Raw genomic sequence first — 15,183 nt, 5'->3', positions numbered from 1 at the left:
AAGAATGAGAAGAACGTTACCCCTGATAGTGATCCTGCTGATATCAATCGTTGTGTTGGCGATTGTAAATCTGCTATTGGGTTCTGTTAGAATCCCAGTGGGTGATGTGTGCAGTATTCTGTTGGGCAACGATAAGAATGAGATCTGGTCGAATATCGTGTGGAAATCGCGATTGCCACAGGCCCTGACAGCTATTATGGCTGGTGCAGGATTGGCAGTTAGCGGACTCCAGATGCAGACTGTTTTCCGCAATCCTTTGGCTGGTCCTTCAGTGTTGGGTATCTCCAACGGTTCTGCCCTTGGTGTAGCATTTGTCGTTTTGCTCTCTGGCAGAATAGGAGGTGTGGCTCTGAGTCGCTTGGGCTATCTGGGCGATGCTGCTATGTCAGTTGCTGCCATCGTAGGTGCCTTGGCTGTGATGATGCTGATTATGTGGATCTCGCAGAAGGTGAAGGGTAACGTCACCTTATTAATAATAGGTGTAATGATTGGCTACTTGGCCAATGCCATTATTGGTGTGCTGAAGTTCTTGGCACCTGAGGAGGATGTGAAGTCGTTCGTGGTGTGGGGATTGGGTTCGTTCTCACGAGTTTCAGGCGATGAGATGATACTCTTTGTGGTGCTGATGTGTATCCTTCTGCCTTTGGCCTGCTTGTTGGTGAAGTCGATGAACCTGTTGCTGCTGGGCGATAGATATGCTGCCAATTTGGGACTGAACATTCGTCGTAGTCGTTTGTTGGTGATTATGAGTTCTGGTGTTTTGGTGGCTATTGTGACAGCATATTGCGGACCTATTATGTTTATCGGTTTGGCAGTTCCCCATCTGGCTCGTGCCATCTTCCGTACTTCCGATCATCGTATACTGATGCCAGCTACGATGCTTTGTGGAGCTGCTTTGGCATTGGTGTGCAACCTCATAGCCCGTATGCCAGGTTTCGAGGGAGCACTTCCTGTCAATAGTGTGACGGCTCTTGTAGGAGCCCCTGTGATTGCAATGGTGCTCTTCCGTAGAAGGAAAGATGAAGTTAACGAATAATTATTTGTATATTTTCCCTTCGTCGTCGATGAGGAGGATGGTGAGTGAGCCTTCTGGTAATAAAGGTTTGCAGAAAGTTTCACAATGGCGGATGACCACGTTGACGAAGTCTTGGATCTTTTCCTGAGGCATCTTTTCCCAGAGTTCGCGAGCCAATGTGATATTGCTGATGTCCATGCTGATGCCAGCTTCCTGAAGCATCTCGTTGATAAAGACTTTATCCATCGTGGCCTTTTTGCTGTGAGTGTCGAGATGACCTTGAGCGAGTTTGACGGCCTTGCCCAGCATCACGCCCAGCGTCACATTTTTGATGTTGAGTTCGTGAGCAATCTTCAAGGTCTCACCAATATAGTTGCCATACTCCACAAACGCCTGTTGGGGAAGGGTGGGATAGAGGGCTCTCACGAAGCGCTCGCTCTTACCTCCACTATTAATCACCACACGCTCTGAGCCAGAGGCCTTTGCCACCGTCATACACTTGCGGATGCTCTCGATGAAGGCTTCTTCCGAGAAGGGCTTTACGATGCCAGAGACGCCAATGATTGAGATGCCACCCTCGATGCCTAAACGAGGGTTGAAGGTTCTACGGGCTATCTCTGCGCCTTGAGGAACGGAGATGGTTATCTTTAGAGGTGAGAGGTTAGTGGTGAGAGGTGAGAGAACAGTCTTTAGGTTTGTTTCTATCATCTCGCGAGGGGCTTTGTTGATGGCAGGAGAGCCTGGAGGATAGTCAAAGCCAGGAAGGGTAATCGTTCCAACCCCTTCGCCTCCCTTAATAATAATCCTCTGGGTCTCTGTATCTTTGTGTTCATAAATGACATTTGCTCTTACTTCGATACCATTCGTTACGTCAGGATCATCGCCAGCTTCTTTAAAACAAGAGGCATAATCCTCACCATAACTAACTGGAACCTGAATTGTTTCGCCATTGGGCAGAATCACAGGGACCTCTGCTGGTGTTTCGTTCTTTATTAATCGGATGGTAGCTGCGATGGCTGCTGCTGTGGCACAGGTGCCAGTGGTAAGTCCACTATGTAAGGGATAAAACTCTGGCAATAACTTCTCTACAGCACGACGCAAGCCATAAGGCCCATTGACGCTATGTTCGAAGTTGATTGCTGGGCGTTTCAGAACCAGAATTCGCATGCCTTTTGCCTTGGCTGCCTCTACTTTCTCCAGAAAGCCTCCTGAGAGTCCACTTTCCTTTAAGAGTATGGCGTCAGCCTCAGCCCCCTGGCGAGAGGCCAGCCCCCCGTTTAGCGGGTGGCTTCCTGCAAAGAAACATAGTTGATCCTCCTGAGCACCCAGTTTCTTGGCTAATGCGATTGAAGATTCTCGAGGCAGAATGCGATAGAAAACCTTGATGCCATTTGTTTCCAAGTATTTCAGTTTGCTAATGCTTTGCACACCAGTCGTAGCTAAAAGGGTATGGATATCCTGTGGTATTTGTGAGTAATCCTCTATCCATTCCAGATGAGGATCACGCTCTGGATAGATTCTTTCATAACGGATAGTGGGGATGTTCAGTACTTCGGATACTTGGGCAATCGTCTGGTGAAGTTGTGAGGCAAAAGGATGGGCTGCATCTACCATCAGACGGATATGCTGCGCTAGACAAAAGGCACGCATCGCCTCCTCATCAAGGGCCCCATCAATCCGTTGCCCATGATGCAGGGTTATGTCCTGCTCGCCCGTCTTCGTGCTGTAGAAATAAGGTGAACCTCCCTCCTCTAGCACTTCTACAGCCTTGCGACCCTCTGTTGTTCCTCCGAATACCAGAATCATACTTTTCTACAGCTTTTCTCCGCAATGTGAGCAATAGCGGTCTTCGTCGCGCACCATACCATCACAACGTGGACAATGTCCGTCTTTCGGCTTCTCTTTCACCTCATCAATAATGTTGGCTGTCACAATACCTGTGGGTACGGCAATAATGGTATAACCCAGCAGCATGACGAATGCCGAAAGCAGACGTCCGATGGCAGTGATAGGTGTGATGTCACCATATCCTACGGTAGTCATCGTGACAATGGCCCAATAGACAGATGTTGCCAGGTCTGTGAATTGTGTATTGGGCTGCCCGTTCTCAACCATAAACATCAATGTACCCAAGCAGATGTCCAGTATCAGCACAAACAAGAAATAGACGGAAATCTTGGTGAGACTCTTCTGGAGCGAGTGCATCAGCATGTAACCCTCGTTGATGAAACTGAACAACTTGAAGATGCGGAAGATACGGATGAAGCGGAACGAACGCAACAGAATCATATACCTCGCATGGGGCAGGAAGTAGGAGAGGTAGGGCGGCAAAGTAGACAATAAGTCGATGACGCCAAAGAAACTCAGCACATAGTCGCGCTTACGGGGTGAGCAGTAGACACGGGCTATATACTCTATCGTAAAGAAGAAGGTGAGCAGATATTCCAGTATCTCCAATATAAGCTGAAAGGTATGCGCTAACGAGGGTATCGTCTCGACAAACGAGATGATGATACTCAACGAGATGGCGACAATCAGCGTGAGGTCAAAGATACGTCCGGCAGGACGCTCCGACTCAAACATAATGCTATAGAGATTCTCTTTCTCAAGCCATTTGGGTTTCTTCATACACTTCAATGTTTACAAAGACGTTTCAATGATATTCATATATTTTTATATAGTACCAGCCCTTTCACTGTCAGCAGATACTTCTGCCGAGGGTGTCTTGGCTTGTCAGGGTAGAGTAGTCTTACATAGCCCTCTTCAATTGAGGGTATTAGGTAAAGGGTCAGGAAGTTATCTCGTCCTTTGAGATTCAAACCATACATCATCTCCTTCACTGATAACTGTTTATCACTGATGACCTTTATAAGACTGATAATATTATGATTGTCTGTATATAGCTTGTCCTGTACTTGTCCTGTACTTGTCCTGTACATGTCTTGTACTTGTTCGCTCTCTGGCATTTTCCAATCCTCTGGCGGGTTGACTATCATATACCTATTTTTCAGTGTATTGTTCTCGCCAAGTAGCAGGTTACGGAAGAAACGAACTAGGAATAGTGGTTCGTAATTGATGTTTTTATTCAGGTTACGATAGTTGGCACGTACCAGTGCATTACGGAAATACCATGAGTGGCGTTCAAACAAATCGTTGTTCACATCAAAGCCCTGCGAGCGCAGATATTTAATGGTGAAAACAGCGGTGGTACGGGTGTTACCTTCGCCAAAGGGGTGTATCTGCCATAAGCCTGCCACAAACTTTGCCAAATGCTCTACCATTTGCTCTTTATTCAGTGATGTATAATCAAACTGGCGTTCTTGTTCCAGATCGTACTCAATCGCCATACGCAAATCTTGCCAACGACCATAGAGTACGCTATCACCTCGCAATACCCACTCCTTTTTCGAAATATCATAGTCACGAAAGCGTCCTGCATGCTTAAACACGCCTTCGAAAATGGCTTTGTGAATGGCCGATAGTCCAGCCACGCTATAGGTAAAAGCGTCTGTCTGAAGTAATTTGGAGATATTACCTGACACAAGGTCTGCCTCTTCTTTGTCTTCATCACCATTGCCGTGGGCAGTCTTTTTAATATAGTATTGTTTAACTCGCTCACGTGCCTCGTCGATGGTGATTTCGCCCTCAATATTCTTGCGGGCAGTTTCTTGCAGATACTCCGATGTTTTCAACCCGTCAACAGCCTGCAAGCCGATGGCGACGCGCCATGCTTCAGCCCGTTCCCGCTGGGCTGGCTCTCCCTGACGGATATACTCATCAAAGTTTAAGTACAATTCTTTGTTCTCACTCATATCTTCTTCTTTCATATTCATATTTCGTTTGCCGCTCGACCCTAAGGTCGCTTTGTTTTACAAAGAAAGATAATCAATAATTTTAGTTCTTCATAAGAGGAACTACTTTTAAACTATTTTTCTGCTATTTCTATTAAGTACTACGTCATACTCCCTAATTCCTTTTGCTTTTGCAATCGTTCTTAGATGCTCCTTATAACGCAACTCAATGTCAATTATCCAGATACTGTTTGGAATTTTGGATTTGTGATCAGGAGAAGCTTCTCTGCGATTCTTTGTGAACAAGACTTATTATAGTCTCGCGTCCTTTCTGTATTGTGAATACACTTTAACGCACAAATAAAACATTGAAATTAGCACCAAGATTGTCAATAGTCCGACAATGCACAATAAAAAAAATTGAGAATTATCGCTAAGTAGTCGTAACCCCACCCAACTCCCAATTGCAAGGCATACACACCCTATCAATAAAATCAAGCAAAGATTGATTGCTTTACTCATTTTTTTTATATATCTCACCGCAAATCTCTGCTTTTGAATGTTTGTTGGACTTTTATCACCATGATTTAATTGCTCAGTATATATCTTCAATTCACCTTTCTTTGAGATAAGAAATGAATAAAGGAGTGTAAAAACAGACACAAGGCAACCTGTCATAGTCAAGTGCAACGTCCATAAATCAGAAAATGCCCCATTTATCCACGTTGATATAAAGAGATTATTGCTCATAGCTCAGATAATTGTTCAGTACGTCTTGTAACTTATCTATTATAAAGTCCTTGTCGTGTATTTTTGTATCAAGTTCTGTTTGGGTTATACCTATTGTAAAGTTGAATATTTTCTCTGCCGTCTCTTGCAATTCATCTTTTGCTTCATCAATGAGACTTTTTATTCTATATTCGGTTTTCCCTACTATAATTGATGTTTTTTTAGTCTGATAGTCTTCATCATCCGTCTTGTCTTTTAAAAGTTCACCCATAACATCAAATGGCATATCTTTAAAGTGACGGACTTTCTTCTTTTCTAGTTTGCTACCTTGTAGATACTGTACATATTTTACGTCTACATCATTATCTGCTTCATACACAGTGGTATATCTGATTTGCAATTCTGGAATTGTCTTGCAATCCTTCAGTTCCTGCATAATGATAGGTAACTTGATATTTTCTACAGGCACCTGAATTATCTCTTTTGCTACCAATTTAGCTAACTTACTAACAGCTCCATTTAGTTTTGTTGGATCTTCATACACAAACATGAGAAAGAAACAAGTATATGATTCTGCGGTAAGTCCTTTCTTTCGTGGCACAAGTAATATGAAATTAGACTCTTTTCCTATTTTATTGTCCTTAGTTATGGCAATCTTTTCCTTGCCCTCGAAATATCCGTCATAGAAATTTGTGTCATAAGCTGAGACTTGTATAAGCAACGCTTTTTCGTTACCCAGTAAAACCTCTTCAGCTATGACGTTCTTTATAACAGTCATAAGTGTTTTATTACGTGTCGGAGAAGCCAAAGGGAACGTATATTTCGCAATTTTATCCTTCACGAACCTTATCATATCCTCATAGGTGACGTCCTCAAACAATCCCACACTCTGATCAAGCATGGATGTGGTGTAGACAGGAACTTTGATTTTATAAGTCTTTTCCTTAGGCTTTTGATCCTTTGATTTACGTTTTCTTGACATAGGCAACGATAGTAAATGAAACAAATTCTACTCTACTCTTTTTTAGTCCAGCCAATGTAATGCCTTTTCCTTTATTTTCTCATACCAATCCATATCACTTTCGCAGGATTTGGCGTATTCGTTAGATGCCTCAAAGAAACTGCGGACATGGGATGGATTAGGTGTATAATTAGCTTTGTAACTATCCTCTACCATCTTACGGAAAATCTGCAATGGCAGGGGGATGATTGTCGATTTTCCACCGTAATTTTTCAAATTTAAGTGATGAGCCATGTAGAAATGCGTGACGCATGCGTCGTTGATAATTGGGGCGACGAACAGGCAATAGCAGGGCTTTCCACTGGATGCTTTCAACTTGCCGAGGTGGCGTGTGACGGGTTCGCCCTCCATTTCGTACTGCTTCTGACCGCTGGCCATCGTGACCTCGACACAGACCATGTAGTCGCCGTAGTCGCAAACGATGTCGGACATATTTCCGGCTGCTGTGGATAGTGGCTGTCCGTAGTCATCGAAGTTGAGGTTGGCCTTGATTTCGCCACCGTCAAGCATGGTCATGGCTCGCCATGTGTTCCATTCCAGCATCAGCGGTGCGTCGTATAGTTCGTTGTTTTCGATTTGCTCGAAGGTCTTCTGAATCTCATCATATTGACGGTAGTCTTTAATCTCGGCCACTTGCTCGGTGATGCTTTCTTCCTTGCGCTGTTCGAGCAGGTCGGCCAGTAGGTCTTTCAGTTCGTCGAGCGTTGCCTTGGCTGCAATTTCCACCGACGGGAACTCTTCGCTAATCTTCTTGACGAGCATCGGGCGGTTGTCGGTCAGCAACTTTGGCAGGGCTGCATTGCCGAGGTAGGCGGTGTAGGCTGCGAGGTCGTCCACGAAGACGGGGACGCGCTCCACATGCTTCAAGATGTAGTCCACGTCGGCCTGCCTTTCGGGAACTATCGACAACGATTTGCCTACGTGCGACACGTTCACCAGACCCGTGATGCGCAGATAACGGAAGCAAGCATCGGCGTAGTCGCGCATGTTGCTCGATTGCGTCTTCAGGAACTTCGCCAGCGATGCGTCGTTACTCTCGCGGGTCTTTGTCTCGCCGCGCAGGATGCGGTCACGGTAGATTTTCTTCAGCTCGTTGTTCAGATACTCGGTCTTGAACGTGCGGTAGCTGCCTATATGCTTTGCTTTCTCAACGCGGAACTTCTCTATCTTGCGCACAATCTTGTCGAAGTCGTGATAATCTGTCAGCTGCATCCCGAACATCTGCAACTCGTCGAACTTCAGCGTGCCCATCGTGCGGACGAGACGCAGCATTTCGAGATAGGGCTTGACGCAGAACTCAGCGGCCTTGTCCGTCGGCTTATGGTAAGGCGACGGCACTTGGAACTTCAACATCTGACGCAGAAACACCTCGTCGGTGCGGCGAGAGGTCAGCAACTTTTGACCGGCTGGGGTGAGTTGAAGCGTTGGCTCTAAGAGAACAAAGCCTAACGACTTCGGAGCGCGGTTGATGCGGTCGCGCGCACTGAAAGCAGGGTCATTGGCTCCCTCTCCGTTGTAGAAGTCTTCATTGCGTAGCACGCCCATGAACTCTCGCTGGGTGGCAGGGTTCCATACTTGCCCGTTGAAATGCTCAATGAGCAAATCAATTTCGGGAATCATCTTTTCGGGTGTTCTCGGCGATGTCGTCAAGAACAGCAGTTGACTATCTATTCTTGCCATATTCTTCTTCGTCTGGTCCTGGTTCGAAGCATCTTAATTGCGTAGTCTCGGGAATGTAATATTCGCCTTCCTCAGGTTCAAAGACTTCGATATTGTCCCAATCCTTGCGGTAGTTCATCACGATTGCGTGCTTGGCTTCTGACTTGAAACGGTTGCGAATGTTGACAGCATAACTCTTGTCGTATTCGTCAACAATGTCTTTGCCGTAGAGTTCTTCAATAAGTGGCGTCCTGGCGATTACCATCATGGCCTTGCACGGCAGTTCATAGAAAGCCTTGGCGAGACGGCGGTGCTCCTCCTCGTTGAATCCGTCCTTATATTCTTGGTTGCCGTAGTCAGAGAAAGTGCAGTCGTATGGCGGGTCAAGGAACATGAAATCGTCCTCGGTTGCCATCTTGAATATCTTGCTATAATCCTTGTTATAGATTTCAGCTCGTTTGAGCAGCATGCTATGTCCCATCGTGACAGCATCAGTGTTAAGATGTGGGTAACGGCCAAAGGGGACGTTAAACTCACCATTGGCATTATAGCGAATCATGCCGGAGTAGGCCGTCTTGTTGATATAGTAGTAGAGGGCAGCGTCGGAATAGTATTGCGTTTCCGTTCCATTGAATTGGGCGCGAAGATGATAGTACATTTCCTCGTTTCTATCCTCTACGCGGTCGTCGGGATGCTTGGCTTTGAGAGCGTCGAATTCGTAGCGATACTGAGTGTAGAGCTTTTCTATCTCGTCGAGTTCATCACGCAACTTACCATATTTGTTTCTAACTCCAAGATAGAATTTTATGAGTTTCTCGTTGATGTCATTGATGATGGCCTCGCGGGGCTCGAGGTAGAAGAAGAGTGCGCCACCACCAAAGAACGGCTCGATATATCGGCCACGGAAACGCGGGATATACCACATGATGTTGGGTATTTCCTTCGACTTACCGCCCCTGTATTTTATCATTGGTTTCATGTCGTTTGTCTATATTTGGCCACAAAGTTACACATTTTATTCGTAATTCTGTGCAATTTAGCTGTTAAACTTACGAAAAGTGGACAAAAACACAAAGTGTCTGATTCATTGTAATCACTGCCTAATTTCTAAACTTCTTGCAAAAAGATGGATATCTCTGTATTCTTTATATTTGTTGTTGCCATATATCTGTGACTTGAAATTTATATAAATTAACAATGTATTTCTTTTTCTTTCCTAATCTCATCCAGCACTTTCCCATTATATGAGAAATACTTTGCACCTTGATAGGCACCAGAGGTGTTACGATGTTCTTCTGGCATAAATGTGCCAACGAAAGGGGAGAGTTTATAGATGCGTCCTTCGTACTCGATGCTATCATCGGAAGCAACCTTAACGACAAGACCCGTTGGGTCGAAGGTAACTTGTTCGCCAATCTTAATCCCACACATAGAGAATTTAAAACGGGGGCGTTTCACCTCTCGTTTCTGAGGCTCCTTATGTTCGCTTTCTACGATGGGCTTGTTATCTTCATATAGTGTCACCTCTGCATCGTCTATCGTCATAGCAATATCACGGAAGATGTCGAGTGCCATCTGTGGAGCTACATTGAAAAACTCACGATTCTGGCGGATGCGCAAATCGGTGAGGCGATCAATGGTTTTATGTACCAGTTTTTCAACCTCATTGTATTTCGTGGTCTTCATCGTGGCGAATATCTCGAAGGGTAAGGGAACAGCAGTATTATCCAGTTCTTTGCTTCTCACATCCACAGGACGACTGCTCTTTCCGATCTTTACCCAATCCTCGCGGAAACTGGGATTGGTCAGTATGTAAACGTAACCAGGTTCTTTGTTGTTCATATCTTAGTAATATCTAATCAAATAACTTCCAAAAGTCTATTGCATTCACAAAGCGGAACTGGGGATTGCCTGCAAACTGGCGTTCTAGGCGGTTGTACTGGGTAGGGGTCAATACGCTTTGTTTGAACAACACGTCAGCAGATGCCTGTTTGTCCGTTTTGTTTTGTTGAGCTATCCGCGTTTGAACTTCATCAAGGGCTATTGCTTTCTGTTCATCCGTGAATTTGTTTTCACTATCTATACACCCTTCTTTCTTTAGAAGGGTATGCATACCTTGAATGTCTGACAACAGCAGACTCTTAATCCGAATACCTTTCGGATCTGTTATAGTATATTCAGCCATTGTCTGTTCCGTATTTCTCTATCAGTTCATACGACTTGTTGAAAGACTCGAATATCGGTTCAATATCAGTACCCATATTCTGATAGTCGTAGGTATAGGCATCTGCATCTGCAGGAACAGCCCGATAGTATGAGAGATGATCAAGCGTCTCTTCTTTCTCTGATATATAGCGGAGGGCACTAACCATGTCTGTACTGTGCGTTGCAATAAAGAATCTGGCTTTGGTCTTCTTGTTGAGTTCCACTAACACTTTGGCATATTCCACTATCCACTGGGGATGCAAATGGGCTTCAGGCTCGTCAATGATAATGAGTGAACGATCATTGATAAGTCCCTTTTTCAAGAGCAACTGGAGAAAGGCGAAGGCCTGCACACCTGTGGCACTTTGTGAAAGATCGAATGTCTGACCATCTTTGCGCTGATAAATCAGACTGCTCGTCTTTTCAGAATAAGATGTCTCACCTTTCAAAATGTTGTCCGATAAATATTTACTTACCTCTTGATTATATGCTGCATCATTAGGTTTTTTAATATGATCCCATTCATTATAAAAGAAAGGAGTCTCCAATTTCTTAGGCGTATCAATATATGTGCAGAACTTGACACTATGCAACAAAGGAACACTTTCTACGCCTGGCCCAAAGAATGTGTAGCCATACTCAGAAACTGAGACTTTATTAATGATGTTATCTTCTTGTAGTTCTGATGCTATCTCGTTACCTAATTCCTTAAATGGACGATTTCTCTTTCGATCTTCATATCTGGCAATTGCTTCGTCAAATTTATCAAGTATGATATTTAGATCTTCTTTAGCTTTTATATCAATACCTAAGTTATACTTGATAATGCTGACAAGTCTTTTTGTTTTCTCATCTTGGTTAAAAGAATCTGCTAACAAGGATATACACTTTTGAGTATTCTCACGCTCATCTTTAACTTCACCTCCAATAATTAAGCCAAAATCAGAAGGCTTTAAGGTATCATAAATTTGCTGGCAAATTTCTTCAATTGGCTGAATTTCCAAGCTGAAAGTATTCCGATAGACCTCGTCTAATGTTTTCACTTTATTAAATATCGTATAAAGCAATCTTGACAGAGTACTCTTACCACTTCCGTTCACACCAGCGATAACGGTAATGCCATTGAGATCAATGTTGGCACTATGGATTGCCCTGAAATCCTTAACAGATATTTTTAAGTCACTCATATTATGTCTATTCTCTTTGTTTTTTCTGCTGCAAATATACAAATAATAATGTAAATAAGCGAAACTTTATCTTTTTTATTAGAAAAAAGAATTAAATAAATGGTTTCTGGCGAGTAGGGTGAATCCTCATGGATAATATGTGATTTCTTCAACATTTTTATTTTGATGAAAAATGAGTTATCTATCACTTTTGGTGTTAAGTGATTGAATATCAGGTAGTTTAATTGAGTGATAGTTTTTTGTTTACTATCACTGCCATCATGATGCGCTGGAATGCCTTTATATAAAGGGGAAAACGTCATCCATAAAAGTAAAACAACTTGTTTTACCTTTAAAAAGATATGCTAAACGCTCCTAAAAGATAGTCTCTTTGAAAGTAAAACAAGTTGTTTTTATGAGCCTTTTTCGTCATCGCCTTGACCTTTGGTCGAGCCTGCTCATGCTCGGAAGCCTGAAACGAGTTTTGGCTTCTCTCACTCAATCGCAGCCTTGGCGGAAGAGGTGGGTGAAGTGCTTCGAATAGAGCTCTGAGAGACCTTGGCGGTTGTCGATGGCCTCGCCTACCACGAGCATGGTGGTGAGGGTTAGTTTGTTGTCATGGACTATCTTCGCCAGGTCTTTCAGTTTGCCTCGATAGATCTTCTGGTCTGGCCAGGTGAGATGATAGCAGGCTGCCACGGGGGTGTCCTCTGGGTACTCCTGAAGCAGTTCACGCTGCACATCATCGACGATGGCGGCAGAGAGGAAGATGCACATCGTACTCTGACTGCGAGCCAGCAGATGGAGTTGCTCTTTCTCGGGCATGGGAGTACGGCCCTCGCCACGCGTGAGGATAATGGTCTGGCAACGCTCAGGAATGGTGAACTGACTCTGCAACTCGGCTGCGGCAGCGAGGAATGAGGAGATGCCTGGGGTGATGTGATACTCCATGCCGTTCTGGTCGAAGAAGGCCATCTGCTCCTGGATGGCTCCGAAGATACAAGGATCGCCCGTATGCAGACGAACGATGTATTTCCCCTCGTCGTAGAACTGCTTCATCAGCGCACACTGTTCTTCGAGGTTCATGTCTGCCGAAGAGCGTACCATGGCTCCTGGCTTATGGCACTCTGTGAGGGCTTTTGGCACCAGAGAGCCTGCATAGAGGATGAGATCGGCCCTTTCGAGCATCTTACGGCCTCGGACGCTGACCAAGTCAGGATCGCCTGGGCCTGCACCAACAATCTCGATATGTCCTTTCTTCTCTCGCAGATATTTGTAGTCGATGGCGAGGGCAACTGTCCAGTCCTCGCCTTTTATCTTGGGGATGATCAGCTTGCCATGATTAGAGCCTACGATGGCAGCAGCCTCGCACACGCTGGGCGTACCAACATGCTTCTCAACGGTAGCACTGGGATTGGGCACATCCACCTGCGCCAGCTCCTCTGCTGTATAGAACTCCACCTTCTCCCCATAGGTCTTTTCGAGCCTTCTGCAAAACGGTTCGTCTTTCTTCGCATCGATGGTGCAATACCTGTGTGAACAAGGCATAATACCATGACTGATCAGCGCCTCAGCCATCTCGTCGTAGATATATCTGAAGACTTTTGGGTGATGAGCTAAACCAAAGCCAATGGTACCCACCATCGGTATAAAATGCAGTACACACATATCATCTGGCTCTGCACGTACGAAAGGTGTCACCATGATCAGCAGCTCGTATTTCTCAGGGTCTGCCTCACTGATGTCATTGATGATGGTCACATGCTCCGGCTTGGTCTTCTCCAGATAGTCTGTACCCTCATCGCGTATCTCCAAAAACAGGGCTGTGGGCTTTCGATTCACGAAAGCATAGATGCACTCCTGCAGTTCTTTTTCGTCATTCAATGTGAACCAGTCGAAACGCTTCTCAAACGTATCGAGTGCCCAGAGTCCTGCATTGTCGCTCTGGGTGGTGATCACCTCTCGGGCTCCTATCAGGGCTGCCACCTCGTGGGCTAAGTCGTTAGCACCGCCAATATGTCCGGAGAGTACGGAGATGGCATTCAGCCCCATGCTGTCGACACAGACCACAGCTGGGTCTTCGTGCTTGTCGTTGACTAATGGGGCGATGGTGCGCACGCAGATGCCCATGGCTCCGATGAAGACAAAGGCATCGAACTCCTTCCACTGCCTGCCCACTTCGGCTCGCCCTATGGCTTTGGCGCCGAGTTCCTGTTTCAATGTGCTGGCAATCTCCTGCCCAGCCTCGCTGATTTGTATGACTGCAATCTTCATTATTTCTGTGGTGTGATAATCTGATAATTTCCGCTTAGGTGCATGAAGGCAAAGAGGCGCAGCAGCCCGTCGTAGTAGGCATCGAAATAGCCGTCTTCGAAGGGCTCGTGCTTGGCATTCCAGAGAGCATCCACAAACTCCTTGCTCTTATCGTGGCTGCACATCATTGAGGCAGCAGCCGAGGTGGCTACGAGTCCGATGCTGTGGCGCAGTTTCTTGAAGCCGCCAGCCTGCAGGATCTCATCACCCTCAGGCAGCGAACCATCTGTACGATACTGGTCTACGAAGGTGTTGACGCCCTGGCTGTAGAGGAAGTTCTGGATGGTCTCGCCATACTTCTGCTGCCACTCGCTATCTGCACAGCTCCACTCGTAGTCGAGGGTGATGTTCATGGGCACACGCCAAGAGTCGTAGCGGAAGTTGTTGCTACCATTGCGACGGGGTTTTTCACCGGGCTTGGGCTGGGGCATGCCAGGGAAGCGGGGCATCTGCATCTCTGAGCCATCATACTGGCACATGTCGGCATTCAGACCCGTCTGCTCGTTGATGGCCTTATGCAGGAACTCACGACTTTTCTTGGCACACTCATTCCAATAGTCTGAGCGCCCGTCGTCAGCCCACTTGGCCCATACCTCATAGAAAGCGGGGATATGATAGCTGGGATCCGTAAAACGCTGTCCGAAGCCATCAGGGGTGAAGGTGATCAGCTGAGTCTCAGGATCTATCAGGTACATCTTCTGAGGTCCTGTCTGCTGAGGACCGAAGCCAGGGAATCCACCCTGACGAGGCTCTGGTGTATATTCCTTGGGCTGGATGCAGTCGAGGATATGCTGGGCCTCTGCCTTGTAGTTGATGCCTGTATCGTTGCCCCAACGGTTGGAGGCGAAGATGAGGGCTGTGATGAAATAGAGTTCGCCATCCGAGGCAGCGCCCTCGGCATTGTGGGTGCCATCCGTCTTACAACTCCAGGCAAAGTAGCCCTTGCGGTTGCCGTCCTGATGCTGCATGTACTTCTTGCTCCAGCGCCACAGACGGTCGAAGATGTCCTTCTCACCAAACTGTACGGCAATCATCAGACCATACGACATGCCCTCAGTACGGGCATCGTGGTTCTTTATATCAGATACGTAGCCCATCGAGTCGCCCACCTCGAAGTAGACCTTGTTGGGACCTCGGAACACATCATTGAACACTTCCTTCAGCTTTGCGTCGACGTCAGCCTGGTTGTAGCCCATCTCCACAAAGAGGTTACGGTACTGGTTGGTTTCAAATGCGCCTTTCTTCCAAGGCGTCAGGGCCATCGCTTGGATGGCGAGCATCAGC

Annotated in this window: 12 protein-coding genes; 1 reads left to right on the top strand and 11 read right to left on the bottom strand. The window is 45.9% G+C overall.

Annotated elements, in window-relative coordinates; all coding sequences use genetic code 11:
• Positions 1-4 precede the first annotated feature (4 nt).
• On the top strand, positions 5-1,036 hold the full coding sequence (locus BMY16_RS14085) for an iron ABC transporter permease (RefSeq protein ID WP_091843729.1): 1,032 nt from the start codon (positions 5-7) through the stop codon (positions 1,034-1,036).
• On the opposite strand, the gene cbiD is transcribed toward BMY16_RS14085, so the two are convergent.
• The 11 genes from cbiD to BMY16_RS14020 form a co-directional block, all read right to left on the bottom strand.
• Positions 1,037-2,821 carry a cobalt-precorrin-5B (C(1))-methyltransferase CbiD gene (cbiD, locus tag BMY16_RS14080; protein WP_091843726.1) on the bottom strand — a complete coding sequence of 595 codons (1,785 nt, stop codon included), beginning with the start codon at positions 2,819-2,821 and terminating at the stop codon, positions 1,037-1,039.
• A 6-nt stretch (positions 2,822-2,827) separates the two neighbouring features.
• Positions 2,828-3,643 carry an ion transporter gene (locus tag BMY16_RS14075; protein WP_091843723.1) on the bottom strand — a complete coding sequence of 272 codons (816 nt, stop codon included), beginning with the start codon at positions 3,641-3,643 and terminating at the stop codon, positions 2,828-2,830.
• 35 nt (positions 3,644-3,678) lie between these two features.
• Positions 3,679-4,842: a Fic family protein gene (locus BMY16_RS14070; RefSeq protein ID WP_244513071.1), complete on the bottom strand. Its 1,164-nt coding sequence runs from the start codon at positions 4,840-4,842 to the stop codon at positions 3,679-3,681.
• A gap of 703 nt (positions 4,843-5,545) precedes the next feature.
• Entirely contained in the window at positions 5,546-6,517 is a 972-nt protein-coding gene (locus BMY16_RS14060; protein WP_091843718.1) for a hypothetical protein, read from the bottom strand.
• A 42-nt stretch (positions 6,518-6,559) separates the two neighbouring features.
• Positions 6,560-8,236, bottom strand: a complete 1,677-nt coding sequence (locus tag BMY16_RS14055; protein WP_091843716.1) for an AlwI family type II restriction endonuclease — start codon at positions 8,234-8,236, stop codon at positions 6,560-6,562.
• Positions 8,220-9,194, bottom strand: coding sequence for a DNA adenine methylase (locus BMY16_RS14050; RefSeq protein ID WP_091843713.1), 975 nt, complete (start codon positions 9,192-9,194; stop codon positions 8,220-8,222). Before BMY16_RS14050 ends, BMY16_RS14055 begins: the two co-directional genes overlap by 17 nt.
• Positions 9,195-9,406: 212 nt before the next feature.
• On the bottom strand, positions 9,407-10,057 hold the full coding sequence (locus BMY16_RS14045; RefSeq protein WP_091843710.1) for a GIY-YIG nuclease family protein: 651 nt from the start codon (positions 10,055-10,057) through the stop codon (positions 9,407-9,409).
• Between the two features lie 13 nt (positions 10,058-10,070).
• Positions 10,071-10,400: a hypothetical protein gene (locus tag BMY16_RS14040; RefSeq protein ID WP_091843708.1), complete on the bottom strand. Its 330-nt coding sequence runs from the start codon at positions 10,398-10,400 to the stop codon at positions 10,071-10,073.
• A complete protein-coding gene (locus tag BMY16_RS14035; protein ID WP_091843705.1) occupies positions 10,393-11,607 on the bottom strand; it encodes an AAA family ATPase in 1,215 nt (404 codons plus the stop codon). The genes BMY16_RS14040 and BMY16_RS14035 overlap by 8 nt, the downstream gene beginning before the upstream one ends.
• Positions 11,608-12,084: 477 nt before the next feature.
• The gene (gene cobM, locus BMY16_RS14025) at positions 12,085-13,860 is read right to left on the bottom strand and encodes a precorrin-4 C(11)-methyltransferase (RefSeq protein ID WP_091843700.1); all 1,776 of its coding nucleotides are present in this window, start codon (positions 13,858-13,860) and stop codon (positions 12,085-12,087) included.
• The gene (locus BMY16_RS14020) at positions 13,860-15,161 is read right to left on the bottom strand and encodes a glycosyl hydrolase family 8 (RefSeq protein WP_411267785.1); all 1,302 of its coding nucleotides are present in this window, start codon (positions 15,159-15,161) and stop codon (positions 13,860-13,862) included. The genes cobM and BMY16_RS14020 overlap by 1 nt, the downstream gene beginning before the upstream one ends.
• Positions 15,162-15,183 lie beyond the last annotated feature (22 nt).

This window comes from Prevotella sp. ne3005, assembly GCF_900110085.1.
Lineage (GTDB): Bacteria > Bacteroidota > Bacteroidia > Bacteroidales > Bacteroidaceae > Prevotella.
Note: the sequence above shows the minus strand (reverse complement) of the source record. Positions and strands in the feature narration are given on the sequence as shown.